Source organism: Actinopolymorpha singaporensis (assembly GCF_900104745.1).
Lineage (GTDB): Bacteria > Actinomycetota > Actinomycetes > Propionibacteriales > Actinopolymorphaceae > Actinopolymorpha > Actinopolymorpha singaporensis.
Genome location: NZ_LT629732.1, coordinates 249,806 through 264,331, shown reverse-complemented (window position 1 = coordinate 264,331; position 14,526 = coordinate 249,806). Strand labels below are relative to the sequence as shown.

Sequence of the window (14,526 nt, the reverse complement as noted above, 5' to 3'; positions counted from 1 at the left end):
ATGACTGACGCCGCCCGGCCCGCCGCCGACCAGCAGCCCACGTCCTCCGCCTCCTCCGCGACTCCTGCGTCCGGGGAGGAAGCCGCCGACCCCTACCTCTGGCTGGAGGACGTCACCGGCGAGGAGGCTCTGGACTGGGTGCGTGAACGCAACGACGAGACCCTCGCCGGCCTCGCCACCGGAGAGCGGTTCGAGGAGTTGCGTACGCAGATCCGCGAGGTGCTCGACTCCGACGACCGGATCCCTTACGTCGCCCGCCGCGGCGGCCTGCTCTACAACTTCTGGCAGGACGCCGAGCACCCGCGCGGCCTGTGGCGGCGGACCACGCTCGAGTCCTACCGCACCGACCATCCCGAGTGGGAGGTGCTCCTCGACGTCGACCAGCTCGCCGCCGACGAGGGTGAGAGCTGGGTGTGGAAGGGCGCGCCGGTGCTGCGCCCCGAGTTCCGGCTGGCGCTGGTGGAGCTGTCCCGTGGAGGTGCGGACGCGACCGTCGTCCGGGAGTTCGACCTGCAGACGCGCACCTTCGTCGAGGACGGCTTCCAGCTACCGGAGGCGAAGAGCTTCGTCGGCTGGATCGACGCCGACCGCATCTACGTCGGCACCGACTTCGGTCCCGGTTCGCTGACCTCGTCCGGATACCCGCGCATCGTGAAGGAATGGCGGCGCGGCACCCCGCTGGCGGAGGCGGAGACCATCTTCGAGGGCAAGCCCGACGACGTGCTGGCCTACGGCGGCCACGACTCGACCGAGGGCTTCGAACGCGACTTCGTTCAGCGCCGGATCGAGTTCTACAGCGGCGAGACCTACCTGCGCACCGGCGACGGTGCTGCTGATCTGGAGCGGATCGACGTACCCAACGACGCCGAGGTCGACGTCCAGCGTGAGTGGCTGACGGTCGTCACCCGCACACCGTGGACCGTCGACGGCGCCACCTATCCCGCGGGCGCCCTGCTGGCCGCGCCGTTCGAGGACTTCCGTGCAGGCAGGCGCACGTTGACAGTGTTGTTCGAGCCCGACGAGCACACGTCCCTGGTCGGCTCCGTCTGGACCCGCCACCACCTGATCGTCAACACGCTGTCCGACGTCAAGAGCCGGCTGGAGGTGTTCACGCCGCCGGCTTCGGCGGCCGACGGCCAGGCTGTCAACTCCGGATGGACACGCCGCCCGCTGGCGGGCGTACCCGAGTTCGGCAGCGTCGGGCAGATCGGTGCCGACCCGCACGCGGACGACGAGTTCTTCCTGCAGACCAGCGGCTACACCGAGCCGGCCACGCTGCGGTACGGCACGGTCGACGGTGACCTCGAACCCGTGAAGCAGGCTCCGGCGATGTTCGACACCGACGGCCTGCGGGTACGGCAGTTGTTCGCCACCTCCGACGACGGCACCCAGGTCCCTTACTTCGTGGTCGGCCCGGAGCGACCCGCCGCCGACGCGCCGACACTCCTCTACGGCTACGGCGGCTTCGAGATCTCCAACCTCCCCGGCTACCAGGCGGCGACCGGCCGTGCCTGGCTGGCCCGCGGCGGCACCTACGTCGTCGCCAACATCCGCGGTGGCGGGGAGTACGGTCCGCGCTGGCACCGGGCCGCCCTGCGGGAGAACCGCCTGCGTGCGTACGAGGACTTCGCCGCCGTCGCGCGCGACCTGGTGGCCCGCGGCATCACCGAGCCGTCCCGGCTGGGCACCCAGGGCGGCAGCAACGGCGGCCTGCTGATGGGCGTCATGCTCACCCGCTACCCCGAACTCTTCGGCGCGATCGTGTGCCAGGTGCCGCTGCTGGACATGAAGCGCTACCACCGGCTGCTGGCCGGCGCCTCCTGGATGGCGGAGTACGGCGATCCCGACGACGAGGCCGACTGGGCGTTCATCTCGAAGTACTCGCCGTACCAGAACGTCCGTGCCGGACAGCCGTACCCGCCGGCGCTGTTCATGACCTCGACCCGCGACGACCGGGTGCATCCGGGGCACGCCCGCAAGATGGTGGCCCGGATGCGTGACCTCGGTTATGACGTTGCGTCGTACGAGAACATCGAGGGCGGCCACGGCGCGGCTGCCGACAACGAGCAGCTGGCGTTCCGCAACGCGCTCGCGTACGAGTTCCTGTGGCGGCAGCTCACGAAGTCCTGACGCACCGGCGCAAGGCTGGGTTGACAGCGCCGCCGACGCCGCCGGCGCTGAGGCCCACGGCAGCGCCGACGGCGGCCGTCAGCGGCCGTTGGAGGAGAAGTGCTGGTAGTCGGGGTAGGCCCAGCGCGCACCCCACGGCCAGCCCAGCCTGCGCATGGTGCTCTCCACCGGGTCGCCGCGCACGATCATCCCCGGGCGCACGTTGCCGCGGTCGAGGTAGGTGGCCGAGCCGGGCGGGTAGACCCGGCTCGGCGTGACATAGGGGTTCTCGAACGTGTTGATGTCGATCGCGTTCCCGTAAGAGTGCTGGGAAAGCCTGTACGGGTTGCCGGTGACCTTGCGGCAGTTGAACGCCGAGGTGTTGTCGGCGGCCATCGACGCTTCGTCGCTGCCGCGGAACTTGTCCACCCGGCGAACCTGCCGGATCACCCACCAGTTGGCGTGGGCGTGCTTGAACACCAGGGTGATCTGGGGAACCACGTCTGCCCGGACGACGATCAGGCCCCAGTGGTCGTCGCCGTCGAAACGGCGGAACGGCACACTGATCATCCGCAGCCCGGACGGCGGCACCGGGCAGCCGCTGCGGTAGGTGTAGGGAAGGTCGCTGGCCCGCGGCGTGCGTACCGAAGTCGAGAAGGGAAGCCGGACGTAGACCCCTCTGCGTTCGTGGATGTCCTGCAGGGACGCGTGCTGGAAGTCCTGCCGGTAGCCGTAGACCGTGCGCCACATGTAGCCGGTGGGTACGCCGATCCACGACGCCTCGGCGCCCATCCGGAGGTACTTCGCCAGGATCGCGCCGCGGATCTCGCGTGCGCCGGTGCTCGGGGAGTACCAGATCCGGCCGCTGGAGAAGCCCGTCACCCGTACCCCTGGTCGCTTGCCGGCGTGCTCGGAGATCGTCGGAATCCCCATCGACCCCGCAGAGCCGCCGAGGGCGAGGTACCGCGCCAGCGTCGGCCCGTAGACGCTGTGCGCGCCGGTTGCGGGCGTCCAGTAGACCCTGCTGTCGTCGAAGTTCTGCACCCTGGCGCCGCGTCCGGAGGTGTACGCCGCGCTGGTCGGGAGGCCGAGGGCGCTGGCCGAGGCGCCGAGCCCGAGGTAGTAGGCGAGGAAGGGTTCGAGCACCTCCCAGGCCCCGGTGGCCGGGGAGTAGTAGATGTGGCCGTGGGCGTAGACCCGGCGGTACCCATGCGGGACCGCCACCACCGGCGACGCGGGCGGGCCGAGCACACCCGCGGGTCCGCCGAGTTGCTGGTATCGGGCCTCGATCGCCGCCACCGGGTCCACCGCCGGGGCGGTCGCCGTGAGCGCCGCGGGAGCAGCGGTCGCCGTGATCCCCGCGGGAGCAGCGGTCGCCGTGAGCGCCGCGTTCCCCGCGTACTCCGGGTTCGGCGCTTTCCCTGCGAGCGCCGAACCCTGTGGCAGGAGCAGACTCAGCACCCCGGCCGCCAGCAGCAGGGTCGGAGCCGTCCCACGGGCCGGCCTCGGGCGTCTCCTGCCCGGTCGCGACGGGCAGCCGGCACCCGTTGTCCTCTGGTTCATCGCCTGTCCCCCCGACGCGCGACGCGGCACCTGGGTGTCAGGTGTCATCCGGAGGTTGACACGGCTTGCGCACGTCGGACGGCAAAAGGAGGAAACCCAAACGCGGCGCCTCGCTCGGGAAAGCTCCCGGTCGTGACGCCGCGTCGAGGTGTGGTGGGTCAGCGGGTGATGAGCGTCCTCAGGTAGTCCGCGAGCGCGCCGTGGTCGAGTTTCGCCTCACGGGTCCCGCGCTGGACGATGGCCAGCCCGACCCGCCGGCCGTCCCGTACGACGGTCTCGTCCCACCAGCCCGGCGTGGCACCGGGGCCGACGTCGTGCCGGGAGTCGAGCAACGTGCCGGCGTCCGGGCGCTTCACCAGCGCGACCGTCCGTGCGGTGGGCAGTTTGGCCTTGGCCGACGGCTGCTTACACCGGGCCAGCATGTCGGCCAGGCCGTCGACCAGTCGTGCCGCCGCCTCCTCGGAGCGATAGTCGAGGACCAGCGCCACCGCGGCCTGGCGCCCGGGGGCCCGGTAGGTCTGCTCCAGCGCGTTCGCCGGGACCGGCAGCGGCGACAGCCGCTCGACGCCGGGACACCCGAGCGGGACGATCGACGCGGCGACCTCCACCGGGTCACGCTGACGGACCGGTTGGCCGTTGGAGACGAACCCCTCCTCGGGCTGGTCCGGCTCGGTGTAGGGCTTGAACCCCGCGCCGAGCCGGTCGGCTGCGGGGAGGTTCTTCCTGGTGAGCGGCCCGGCCGTGGTGGCGGGCGGCTTCGGCATGGGCGGGTCGCCGGCCTTGGCGCCTGTCTGGTCCGTGCCCGCGGTGGGCCGGGCTGTCCTGGTGCTGTCGGCGGCGTTGCTGGTGTCCGTCACAGGGGACCCGCACGCGCCGGTTGCCAGGGCCAGCCCGCCGATCGCCAGGCCGGCGAGGAGTTGACGAGTTCGCTGCACTGCTCAGCCGCCGTTCTCGGAGAAATGCTGGTAGTCGGGGTAGCTCCAGCGCGCGCCCCACGGCCAGCCCCTGCCTCGCAGCGTGGACTCGACCGGGTCGCCCCGCAGGATCATTCCCTTGCGCTTGTTGCCGCGGTTGAGATAGGTGTCCGAACCCTCAGGGTAGACGTTGCTGGCGGTGACGTAGGGATTCTCGTAGGTGTTGATGTCGATGGCATTTCCATAAGAATGCTGGGAAAGCTTGTACGGGTTGCCGGTGACCTTGCGGCAGTTGAACGCCGAGGTGTTGTCGGCGGCCATCGCCTTGATGTCGTCGCCCTGGTACACGTCGACCGGGTTGACCCGGCGGAACGGCCAGCCGTGGTCGTACGCCGCGCGGTACATCGCGGTGATGTCGTCGACGACGGTGGAACGCACCACGATCGTGCCGTACTGGTCGTCGTTGTAGAAGTTCCGGAAAACCACCTTCAGCATCCGCAGCGACGACGGCCCGACCGGGCAGCCACTGCGGTAGGTGTAGGGGATGTCGGCTGCCGTCGGCGTCTTCGACGTCACGGTGAACGCCATCCGGACGTAGGCCTTCTTCGTCGAGGAGTAGTACTTCATCACGGCGTACTCGAAGCCCTGCCAGTCGCCGTACGACGTCTGCTTGTGGTAGGTGTTCGGCAGGCCGATCCGCGACGCCTCGGCCCCGATGGAGAGGTACCGCGCCAGGGTCACGCCGCGAACCTCACGGGCACCGGTCTTGCTGGAGTACCAGATTCGACCATTCTTGAACACCGTGACCCGGGAGCCGGCCTTCTTGCCCGCCCTCTCGGCCACGGTGGGCGGGCCGAGCACGCCGCCCGATCCGCCGAGCTGGAGGTAGCGGTCCAGGGTCGCGCCGTAGACGCCCTGCGCGCCGGTCGTGCTGCTGTGGTAGACCCGGCCCTTGACGAAGTTCTGCACGGTGACGCCACCCGCGGCCGAGTACGCCGCACTGGTGGGCAGGCCGAGCGGGCTAGCCGAGCCACCGAGCTTGACGTAGTAGTCGAGCATCACGCCGGTCAGGTCCCAGGCGCCGGTCGTCGACGACCAGTAGATGCGGCCGTGTTCGAACGCGCTGAGCCGTGCGCCGGTGGGCTGTGCCGAACCCTCGCCGTTGGTGGGCAGGCCGAGCTTTCCCGCCTCGCCGCCGAGGGCGAGGTAGCGGGCCAGCAGGGGGCCGTACACGCCGCGCGCCCCGGTGGCCACCGAGTAGTAGATGCGGCCGCCGGTGAAGCGCTGGATCAGAACTCCGGCCAACGCGCCGGTGTACTGGGCGCCGGTCGGGAAGCCGAGCTTGCTCTCCTGCGCGCCAAGGAAGTCGTAGTAGTTCTGCATCGGGCCGGTGCGCACGTCCCAGGCGCCGGTCGACGCCGAGTAGTAGATGCTGCCGTTCTCGAACCTGCGGACGTAACCGCCGGTGATCGCGGTGACCGCCGAGGTCGCCACTCCCAGGATGCCGGTGCTGCCGCCGAGTTCCTGGTAGCGCGCCTCGATCGCGGTGGCGGCGTCGGCCGCGGTGGCCGGGTCCGTCGGCGCGGGCGGCTTGTCGGCAGTCGGGGTTGGCTTCGGGGTGGGCGTCCCGGGCTCGGGCGTCGGGGTTGTGGTCCCGGTGGGCGTCGGCGCCGTTGGTGTCGGCGACGCCGTCGGGGTGGCGGTCGGCGTCGGTGTCGGCGCGACGGGTGTCGCCCCGGCCGACGGCGCGAGTGCGCCGGCCCCGACCAGGACCGCACCGGTGAGTGCGGCAACCGCCTTGGCGCGCAGCCGCGCTCGGACGCGAACGGCGTTCATGTGCTCCCCTTCAGCAAAGCTCGTCGGGCCACGCCGCGACACCGGCGGACCCCAGGAGGGCAAGTGCGCACACTGGCCCGGTCGTGCAAAGTAGAACTCCCGGGCCGCGAAGACCGTTGCGAGCGAGCGAGTTCTTCCGCGGAAGAACTCGCAGCGGCTTGGGGAGATCGAAGTGTAGTGCTCGGCCACGACAGCCGGAACCCCGGAAAGGCCGCCGGTCGTCCAGGAACACCGGCGCGATCTCCGGAGTCCTGGCATGGCGCGGATTCTTCCGCGGAAGAACGAGGCGCGGATTCTTCCGCGGAAGAATCGGAGGACTGGTGCGATGACTCTCCAGGACACCTGGCGGCCCGGAACGCCGCTGATCGTGGAGGAACGCTGGCACGGTCATCTGTGGAGCGCTGTGCCGCACGTGGTCGTCGAGGACGGCCTCTGGTGCGTCACCCACGTGCCCGCCGGTACGACCGGCGCCTACGCGAGCAGCGTCGGCGTCCCCGGGCGCGAGTGCCTCCCACGTTCGGAACGCAAGCTGCTCGCGATGCAGACCCTTGTCTACGAGGTCGTCGAGCGGCCGATCGGCCTGTGCACGCTGCACTTCTTCTCGCCCGGCACCTGGGCGCGGGTCATTCTCGGGTGGACCGAGACGGGAGACTTCCTCGGGTGGTACGTCAACCTGGAACTACCGCTGACGCGGAAGCCTGACGGCATTCAGACGATGGACCTCGTGCTCGACGTTCAGGTACGGCCGGACGGTTCGTGGGCCTGGAAGGACCGTGAGGACTTCGACGACGCGGTCCGCCGGGGTGTACTCGACGGCCAACTGCTCGGCACCCTGGAAGACCACGCGCACGCCGTGCTCGCGCAGGCGAAGGCCCGCACCGGTCCGTTCGAGGCGAGGTGGCTGGAGTGGCAGCCGGATCCGACGTGGGAGCGCCCAACTCTTCCGGCCGCTTACCGGGCGACCGGGGTGGCGTGGTCTGCCCGGCGACATGGGTGAGGGCGCCCGGCTGGAGCCCCCGCTGCACTGAACGGACGATTCTTCCGCGGAGGAACGCGATTCCCACCTGCGGAGGGTGGCAGTGACCGGGCGTACTTACCGCTTGCCGCGCTGGTCGTCACCGACCAGGCCGGCGCGGCGCAGTGCGTCCGCCAGCGCGGTGTCGGTGCCGGCACGCTGACCGGAGTCGTCGCGCCGGCCAGAGCCGCGGTCGTTGCGCTGGCCCCGGCCACGCTGGCCGGAGTCACCGCGCTGATCGGACCCGCCGCGTTGGCCGGACCCGCCGCGTTGGCCGGACCCGCCGCGTTGGCCGGACCCGCCGCGGCCGTCAGCGGGGCCGGGCCGCCGGCCGCGGCCCGAACGTGCGTCACCACCAGGCTTCGGCCCATCCGACCTCGATGAGCCGGATTTCGGCCCATCCGACTTCGACGAGCCGGACCGCGAACCACCCCGGCCACCGGAAGGCGCGCCGCCGACCTCGTCGTCGAGCCGCAGGGTCAGCGACACCCGCTTACGGGCGACGTCGACCTCGAGAACCTTCACCTTCACGATGTCGCCGGGCTTGACGACCTCGCGCGGATCCTTCACGTAGTTCTTCGACATCGCCGACACGTGCACCAGCCCGTCCTGGTGGACGCCCACGTCGACGAACGCACCGAACGCCGCGACGTTGGTCACCACACCTTCGAGCACCATCCCGGGCGCGAGGTCGGTGAGTTCCTCCACCCCCTCGGCGAACGTCGCGGTGCGGAACCCCGGCCGCGGGTCGCGGCCCGGTTTCTCCAGCTCGGCAAGGATGTCGGTGACGGTCGGCAGTCCGAACGTCTCGTCCACGAAGTCCGACGGCTTCAGCCCACGCAGGGTCGAGGTGTTGCCGATCAGGCTCTTCAGGTCGCCACCGACCGAGGCCAGGATCCGGCGTACGACGGGGTAGGCCTCCGGGTGCACGCTGGAGGAGTCGATCGGATCGTCGCCCTGCGGAATGCGCAGGAAGCCCGCGCACTGCTCGAACGCCTTCGGCCCGAGGCGGGGAACGTCCTTCAGTGCCCGCCGGGAGCGGAACGGCCCCTTGGCGTCGCGGTGGGCCACGAGGTTGGCCGCGAGGGTCTCGGTGATTCCGGACACCCGGGTCAGCAGCGGCGCGGATGCGGTGTTGACGTCGACGCCCACGGCGTTGACGCAGTCCTCGACCACCGCGTCGAGGGAGCGGGACAGCTTGGTCTCCGACACATCGTGTTGGTACTGCCCGACCCCTATCGACTTCGGGTCGATCTTCACCAGCTCCGCGAGCGGGTCCTGCAGCCGGCGGGCGATGGACACCGCGCCGCGCAGTGAGACGTCCATTCCGGGAAGCTCGGCCGAGGCGTACGCGGAGGCGGAGTAGACGGACGCGCCGGCCTCGGACACCACCGCCTTGGTGAGCTTGAGCTCCGGTTGCCGGCGGATGAGATCCTCGGCCAGTTTGTCGGTCTCCCGCGAAGCGGTGCCGTTGCCGATCGCGATCAGCTCGACGTGGTGCTCCCGCGCCAGCCGGGCGAGGGTGGCCAGGGAGTCGTCCCACCGCCGGGCGGGCACGTGCGGATAGATGGTGTCGGTCGCCACCACCTTGCCGGTGCCGTCGACGACCGCGACCTTCACGCCGGTACGGAAGCCCGGGTCGAGACCCATGGTCGGCCGGGCGCCTGCCGGCGCGGCGAGCAGCAGGTCACGGAGGTTGGCTGCGAACACCCGCACCGCCTCGTCCTCGGCGGCCTGGCGCAGCCGCATCCGAAGGTCGATGCCGATGTGGACGAGGATTCGCGTACGCCACGCCCACCGCACTGTGTCGGCCAGCCAGCCGTCGGCGGGGCGACCCTGGTGGGTGATGGCGTACCTGTCGGCGATCCGGGCCTCGAAGTCGGTGCGGCCCGCCGCGACGTCGGCCGGCCCGTCGCCGGCTGACAAAGTCGGCTCCTCCGGCTCCAGGGTGAGGTCGAGGACCTCCTCCTTCTCGCCGCGGAAGGCGGCCAGCACGCGGTGGGACGGCAGCGAGGTGAAGCGCTCGGCGAAGTCGAAGTAGTCGGCGAACTTCGCCCCGGCCTCCTCCCGGCCGGCGCGCACCTTCGTCACCAGCCGCCCGCGGGACCACACCAGCTCGCGGAGCTCGCCGATCAGGTCGGCGTCCTCGGCGAACCGCTCGACCAGGATCGACCGGGCGCCGTCCAGTGCGGCGCCAGCGTCGGCGACGCCACGGTCCGGGGCGACGTAACCGGCAGCCGTCTCCCGCGGATCCAGCGACGGGTCGGCGAGCAGGGCGTCGGCGAGTGGCTCGAGCCCGGCCTCGCGGGCGATCTGCGCCTTGGTCCGCCGCTTGGGCCGGTAGGGGAGATAGATGTCCTCCAGCCGGGCCTTGGAGTCGGCGGCCAGGATCCGGGCCTCCAGCCCCGCGTCCAGCTTGCCCTGCTCGCGGATCGAGTCGAGGACCGCGGCGCGGCGTTCCTCCAGCTCACGGAGGTAACGCAGGCGCTCCTCCAGTGTGCGCAGCTGCGCGTCGTCGAGCGTGCCGGTGACCTCCTTGCGGTATCTCGCGATGAACGGCACGGTGGCTCCGCCGTCGAGCAGCTCCACCGCGGCCCTGACCTGCCCCTCGCGGACGCCGAGCTCCTCGGCGATCCGCTGGTGGAGGGCGGCGGCCGCCTGGGCCGACGACTGGGCCGGTGTGGGGGCTGCCTCGATGGCTTCGGTCACGGTCTGGCTCCACTTCGCATGCACGACGGTCGTACGGCCGGCATCGGGACGCTGGTCATCGGTGCCGGCCTGGGACTTGTCCTGAGCATCGTGCCAGGTGCCACCCCCAGCCGCGGCCGGCCGTCCACAGCCCCGCTCTGCGAAGTCGGCGGGACACGGGGCGGGCCCGCGAAGTCGCCGGACCCAGGGCGGGCCCGCAACGGCGGCAGCTCAGAGAGGTCGACTGGATGGTGCCACCGGATCGGGCAGTACGCCGCGGCCGGTGAGGTCGTGGTCCACCCGCGCCGCGCAGGCCCGTCCCTCGGCGATCGCCCACACCACCAGGCTGGCGCCTCGCTGCGCGTCGCCGCAGCAGAAGACACCCGGGGTGGTCGTCTCCCAGCCGTCGTCGACCAGGACGGTGCCGGTGCGCGGGTCGAGCTCGACGTCGAGCTGGTCCAGCAACGGCGCAGAGTCGGGACCGACGAAGCCCGCCGCCAGCAGTACGAGATCCGCGGGCAGGTCCTCCTCGCTGTCGCGTACGACGTGGAACCACCGGTGGCCGCGCGCGTCGAACCGCCGCTCGACCACAGCCGTCCGCACCTGGCGTACGTGGCCCAGCTCGTCGCCCTCGAAGGCGACCACCTCGCGGGACCAGTCCTCGACCACGCCCTCCTCGTGCGCGGGGGAGACCCGGTGCACCCGCGGCCACTGCGGCCAGGGATTGCTCTCCTCGTCGCGGAGCTCCGGAGGCCGGGGGTTGTGGTCGAGCTGACGGACCTCGACCGCGCCCTGCCGGTTGGCCGTACCCAGGCAGTCGGCCGCGGTGTCCCCACCGCCGATGATGACGACGTGGGACCCGTTCGCGTCGATCGCGGGCGTGCGCAGGTCCCCGGCCTCGACCCGGTTGGCCTGCGGGAGGTAGTCCATCGCCTGATGAATCCCGGCGAGCCCGCGTCCGGGCAGGTCCAGCTCGCGTGGTCGCAGCGCGCCGACCGCGAGGACGACGGCGTCGTAGCGCGCGCGAAGCCACTCACCCGACACGTCCTTCCCCGCGTCGACTCCCGGGCGGAAGCGCACACCCTCCGCGGCGAGCTGGCCGAGCCGCCGGTCGACGACCCGCTTCTCCAACTTGAAGTCCGGGATGCCGTACCGCAGCAGCCCACCGATCCGGTCGTCGCGTTCGAACACGTGGACGTCGTGCCCGGCGCGGGCGAGTTGCTGCGCGGCGGCCAGTCCCGCCGGTCCCGAACCCACCACCGCGATCCGCCGGCCGGTGCGGACCGGCGCCGGGCACGGGGCTACCCAGTCCCGCGCCCAGGCGTGTTCGATGATCGCCAGCTCGACCTGTTTGATGCTGACCGGTGCGGCGTTGATGGCGAGGACGCAGGCGGGTTCGCACGGCGCGGGGCACAGCCAGCCGGTGAACTCCGGGAAGTTGTTGGTCGCGTGCAGGGAGTCCAGGGCGCGGTGCCACTCTCCGCGGGCGACGTACTCGTTCCACTCCGGGATGAGGTTGCCGAGCGGACAGCCGGCGTGGCAGAACGGCACTCCGCAGTCCATGCACCGAGCCGCCTGGGTGCGGGCGGTCTCGGTCAACGGCGGCTGGAGCACGGCCCGCCAGTCCCGCAGGCGTTCGGCGATCGGCCGCTTGCGGAACTCCACGCGCGCGTGGTGCAGGAATCCCCAGGGTTCGGCAGGCATGGTCCGGGCGAGGTCTGGGCTGGTCTGGACGGGCTGGGTCGGACCGATGGCCGACCGGCGCGCAAAGCCGGCGTTGACAGTTGCCGACGGAGCGAGCTGACAGGCGTACGGCCATGTCGATGCTAGCGCGGGCCGCCGGTCGGCCGGTCCTTTCGGCGACGGTCCTGGCTACCGATCGCGACCCGTCCGGGTTCGGGCGTTTCGCGTGATCCACAAGGGATTCAGCCGGTACGCACCGACCTGCGGTGACGGAGGTCGCGCACCAGGCCGAGGACGACCACCACGACGGCGGCGCTCACCTGAAGCACCGGAGCGAGCCGGTGCGCGTGGTCCAGCAGCAGAGCCTCCCCGGCCGCGCCGACCACCACCGCCAGCAGCAGGGCCAGCCGGCGGAGGACGGTCTCGCGGGTCCCGTGGGTCGCGAGCTCGCTGGTGAGCATGGCGAGTGTGCCGGTGAGGTACGTCGACGCCGCCGCGGGCAGGCACAGCGCGTTGACCGCCGCGCTCTGCGACCCCATGGCCAGTCCGGCGAGCACGATGAGCCCGGCCCGCGCCACCGGCGCCGGGTCCCCGGCGGTGACCAGCCAGCCGGTGAGTACGGCGACCTGGGCGACCGCAGTGATCGACAGCGCCACGGTGATCCGCGGCGGCCACGGATCCTGTGGGTTGGAACGCGCGGTGCGCAGCAGGCGGGACACGAAGAACACGCCGGCGACGAACGCCGCGATGGCGAACGCCGACGGCAGGAGATCCGGTACCGGCTGGGCCTTCCCGGCGGCGAGTCCGGTGAGCACGAGGTTGCCGGTCATCACGCTGGTGAACGCGCCACCCAGGGCGGCGAAGCTGAGCGCGTCGGTCGCGCCGGAGCCCAGCGCCAGCAGGGTGAGCGCCGTCGTCGGCGGAGGCGGCGGCCGGTGCGCAGGCGGAGATGCGGGTGTCGGCGAGGCCGGTGGCGTACCGGGCGGGCGGGGCAGATCGGGCGGTTCGGTCATAGCCCCACCGACGATTTCACAGGGCGGATCCAGGCGCGCCGGGGAGGTTCGGCGGCGCGCCGGAGGAGTTCGGCCCGCCGAGTCGGCATCGTTTCCCGTTGGTCGTTGCGGGGTCGTCGCCCGGTATGTACGTTCCCCATGGACACACCGCCCGCCATGGTCGGCGGTACGGGGCCGCACGCCCGGGCGGTGTTCGAGCGGGAGGTCCGCCATGCGGATCGCGGTGGTCGGTGGCAGCCTGTCGGGGCTGCTCGCGGCGACGCTTCTCGGCAGGCGCGGGCACGAGGTGATCGTGCTCGACCGCGACGACGTGGCGCCGGCGGGCGACCCGGAAGCCGCCGCGGCGACGGCGTTCCGCGCGGGCGCACCCCAGATCGTCCAGTTGCACGTTCTCCGGCCACTTGGCCGGTTGCCCGTGCGCGAACATCTTCCGGACGTGTACGCGGGCTGGCTGGACGCCGGCGTCGTGGAGCACTCCCTCGTCCAGCAAATGCCGCCCACCCTGGCCGACCGGTCGCCGCGGCCGGGCGACGACGAGCTCGCCATGTTGTTGTTCCGGCGTTCGACCATCGACTGGGTGATTCGGCGGACGGTCGCCGCGGAGCCCGATGTCACCGTGCGTTCGGGCGTACGGGTCACCGGCCTGACGGCGACCGCCGGGGACCCGCCACGGGTGACCGGGGTGACCACCGACGTCGGGCCCGTCGGGGCCGACCTGGTTCTGGACGCGTCCGGCCGGCGTACCCGGATCGACCACTGGCTGCGGGGGATCGGCGCGCGGCCCACCGAGGTCACCGCCGCCGAGTGCGGCGTCTCCTACTACACCCGTTACTACCGGCTGCGGCCCGCGGCCACGTTGCCCGGCCCGCCGGCGACGGTGGTGAACCTCCCGATGCGGAGGTTCATGCTGGCGATGTTCGGCTGTGACCACGACACGGTGGGGCTGTGCCTGGTGCCACCGGCTGAGGACCGCGCGTTCAAGGCGGTGCGGGACCCCGCGGCGTTCACGGCCGTCGCGCGCACCGTGCCGCAGGCCGCCGCCTGGCTGGACGTGATGGACCCGGAGACCGACGTCTACCCGATGGGCGACCTGCACAACACGCTGCGCCGGTTGGTGGTGGACGGCACGCCCGTCGCGTCAGGGATCCTCGCCGTCGGTGACTCGTTGTGCACCACCAACCCGACCTTCGCCCGCGGGATCGCGTTCGCCCTGCAGGAGGTGATCCACCTGGCGGGCGCGGTGGGGGAGTACCCGGTCGAGGAGCTCACCAAGGTGATGGACGAGCTGACCTCGACCCGGATCGAGCCGTGGTTCGCCGACCAGGCGGCGATCGACGCCGCCCGGCTGGCCGCGTTGCGGCGAGAGCTTCGAGGTACACCAGCTGGGCCGGCTGGGCCGGCTGGGCCGGCTGGGCCGGCTGGGCCGGCCGAGTCGGCCGAGTCGGCCGAGTCGGAGTGGGCGGCTGGGGCGGTCGAAGGGGCCGACGGGCGGGTCGATCTCACCTCGTTGCGTCAGGCGGCCGGCTTCGATCCCGAACTCTTCCGCGCCCACGTCCGGCTGCTCGGCATGCTCACCCCGGCCGAGGAGGTCCTGGCCGATCCGGCGGTCGTACGCCGGGTTCGGGAGATCCTGGGCAGCGTCGGCCGGCCGCCGCTGCCGGACCCGTCTGACGACGAACTCGCCGCGGCGCTGGCGGCGGGATAG

9 protein-coding genes are annotated in these 14,526 nt (G+C 71.7%); 3 read left to right on the top strand and 6 right to left on the bottom strand.

Annotation, left to right across the window (positions count from 1 at the left end):
• Positions 1-2,130, top strand: a complete 2,130-nt coding sequence (locus BLU27_RS01230; protein WP_092656986.1) for a prolyl oligopeptidase family serine peptidase — start codon at positions 1-3, stop codon at positions 2,128-2,130.
• Positions 2,131-2,208: 78 nt separating this feature from the next.
• Here the strand turns inward: BLU27_RS01230 and BLU27_RS01225 are convergent, their stop codons facing one another.
• From BLU27_RS01225 to BLU27_RS01215, 3 genes are all read right to left on the bottom strand, one after another.
• Complete coding sequence (locus tag BLU27_RS01225) at positions 2,209-3,672, bottom strand: M15 family metallopeptidase (protein WP_172804842.1); 1,464 nt, start codon at positions 3,670-3,672, stop codon at positions 2,209-2,211.
• Between the two features lie 158 nt (positions 3,673-3,830).
• Positions 3,831-4,607: a hypothetical protein gene (locus tag BLU27_RS01220; RefSeq protein ID WP_092649761.1), complete on the bottom strand. Its 777-nt coding sequence runs from the start codon at positions 4,605-4,607 to the stop codon at positions 3,831-3,833.
• A 3-nt stretch (positions 4,608-4,610) separates the two neighbouring features.
• A complete protein-coding gene (locus BLU27_RS01215; RefSeq protein WP_092649759.1) occupies positions 4,611-6,422 on the bottom strand; it encodes a M15 family metallopeptidase in 1,812 nt (603 codons plus the stop codon).
• 325 nt (positions 6,423-6,747) lie between these two features.
• Here BLU27_RS01215 and BLU27_RS01210 point away from each other — a divergent pair, with 325 nt between their 5' ends.
• Entirely contained in the window at positions 6,748-7,419 is a 672-nt protein-coding gene (locus BLU27_RS01210; RefSeq protein WP_157728139.1) for a ribonuclease FAU-1 family protein, read from the top strand.
• 96 nt (positions 7,420-7,515) lie between these two features.
• Here BLU27_RS01210 and BLU27_RS01205 read toward each other — a convergent pair whose 3' ends face one another.
• The 3 genes from BLU27_RS01205 to BLU27_RS28695 form a co-directional block, all read right to left on the bottom strand.
• The gene (locus tag BLU27_RS01205) at positions 7,516-10,146 is read right to left on the bottom strand and encodes a Tex family protein (RefSeq protein ID WP_277869269.1); all 2,631 of its coding nucleotides are present in this window, start codon (positions 10,144-10,146) and stop codon (positions 7,516-7,518) included.
• A gap of 210 nt (positions 10,147-10,356) precedes the next feature.
• On the bottom strand, positions 10,357-11,829 hold the full coding sequence (locus BLU27_RS01200) for a glutamate synthase subunit beta (protein ID WP_092649755.1): 1,473 nt from the start codon (positions 11,827-11,829) through the stop codon (positions 10,357-10,359).
• Positions 11,830-12,050: 221 nt separating this feature from the next.
• On the bottom strand, positions 12,051-12,821 hold the full coding sequence (locus tag BLU27_RS28695; protein ID WP_157728138.1) for a YoaK family protein: 771 nt from the start codon (positions 12,819-12,821) through the stop codon (positions 12,051-12,053).
• A gap of 211 nt (positions 12,822-13,032) precedes the next feature.
• Here BLU27_RS28695 and BLU27_RS01190 point away from each other — a divergent pair, with 211 nt between their 5' ends.
• Positions 13,033-14,526, top strand: a complete 1,494-nt coding sequence (locus BLU27_RS01190; RefSeq protein ID WP_157728137.1) for an NAD(P)/FAD-dependent oxidoreductase — start codon at positions 13,033-13,035, stop codon at positions 14,524-14,526.

Coding starts and splice junctions, on each gene's coding strand:
- BLU27_RS01230 (WP_092656986.1), top strand. CDS start 1: ATGACTGACGCCGCCCGGCCCGCCGCCGACCAGCAGCCCACGTCCTCC.
- BLU27_RS01225 (WP_172804842.1), bottom strand. CDS start 3,672: ATGAACCAGAGGACAACGGGTGCCGGCTGCCCGTCGCGACCGGGCAGG.
- BLU27_RS01215 (WP_092649759.1), bottom strand. CDS start 6,422: ATGAACGCCGTTCGCGTCCGAGCGCGGCTGCGCGCCAAGGCGGTTGCC.
- BLU27_RS01210 (WP_157728139.1), top strand. CDS start 6,748: ATGACTCTCCAGGACACCTGGCGGCCCGGAACGCCGCTGATCGTGGAG.
- BLU27_RS01200 (WP_092649755.1), bottom strand. CDS start 11,829: ATGCCTGCCGAACCCTGGGGATTCCTGCACCACGCGCGCGTGGAGTTC.
- BLU27_RS28695 (WP_157728138.1), bottom strand. CDS start 12,821: ATGACCGAACCGCCCGATCTGCCCCGCCCGCCCGGTACGCCACCGGCC.
- BLU27_RS01190 (WP_157728137.1), top strand. CDS start 13,033: ATGCGGATCGCGGTGGTCGGTGGCAGCCTGTCGGGGCTGCTCGCGGCG.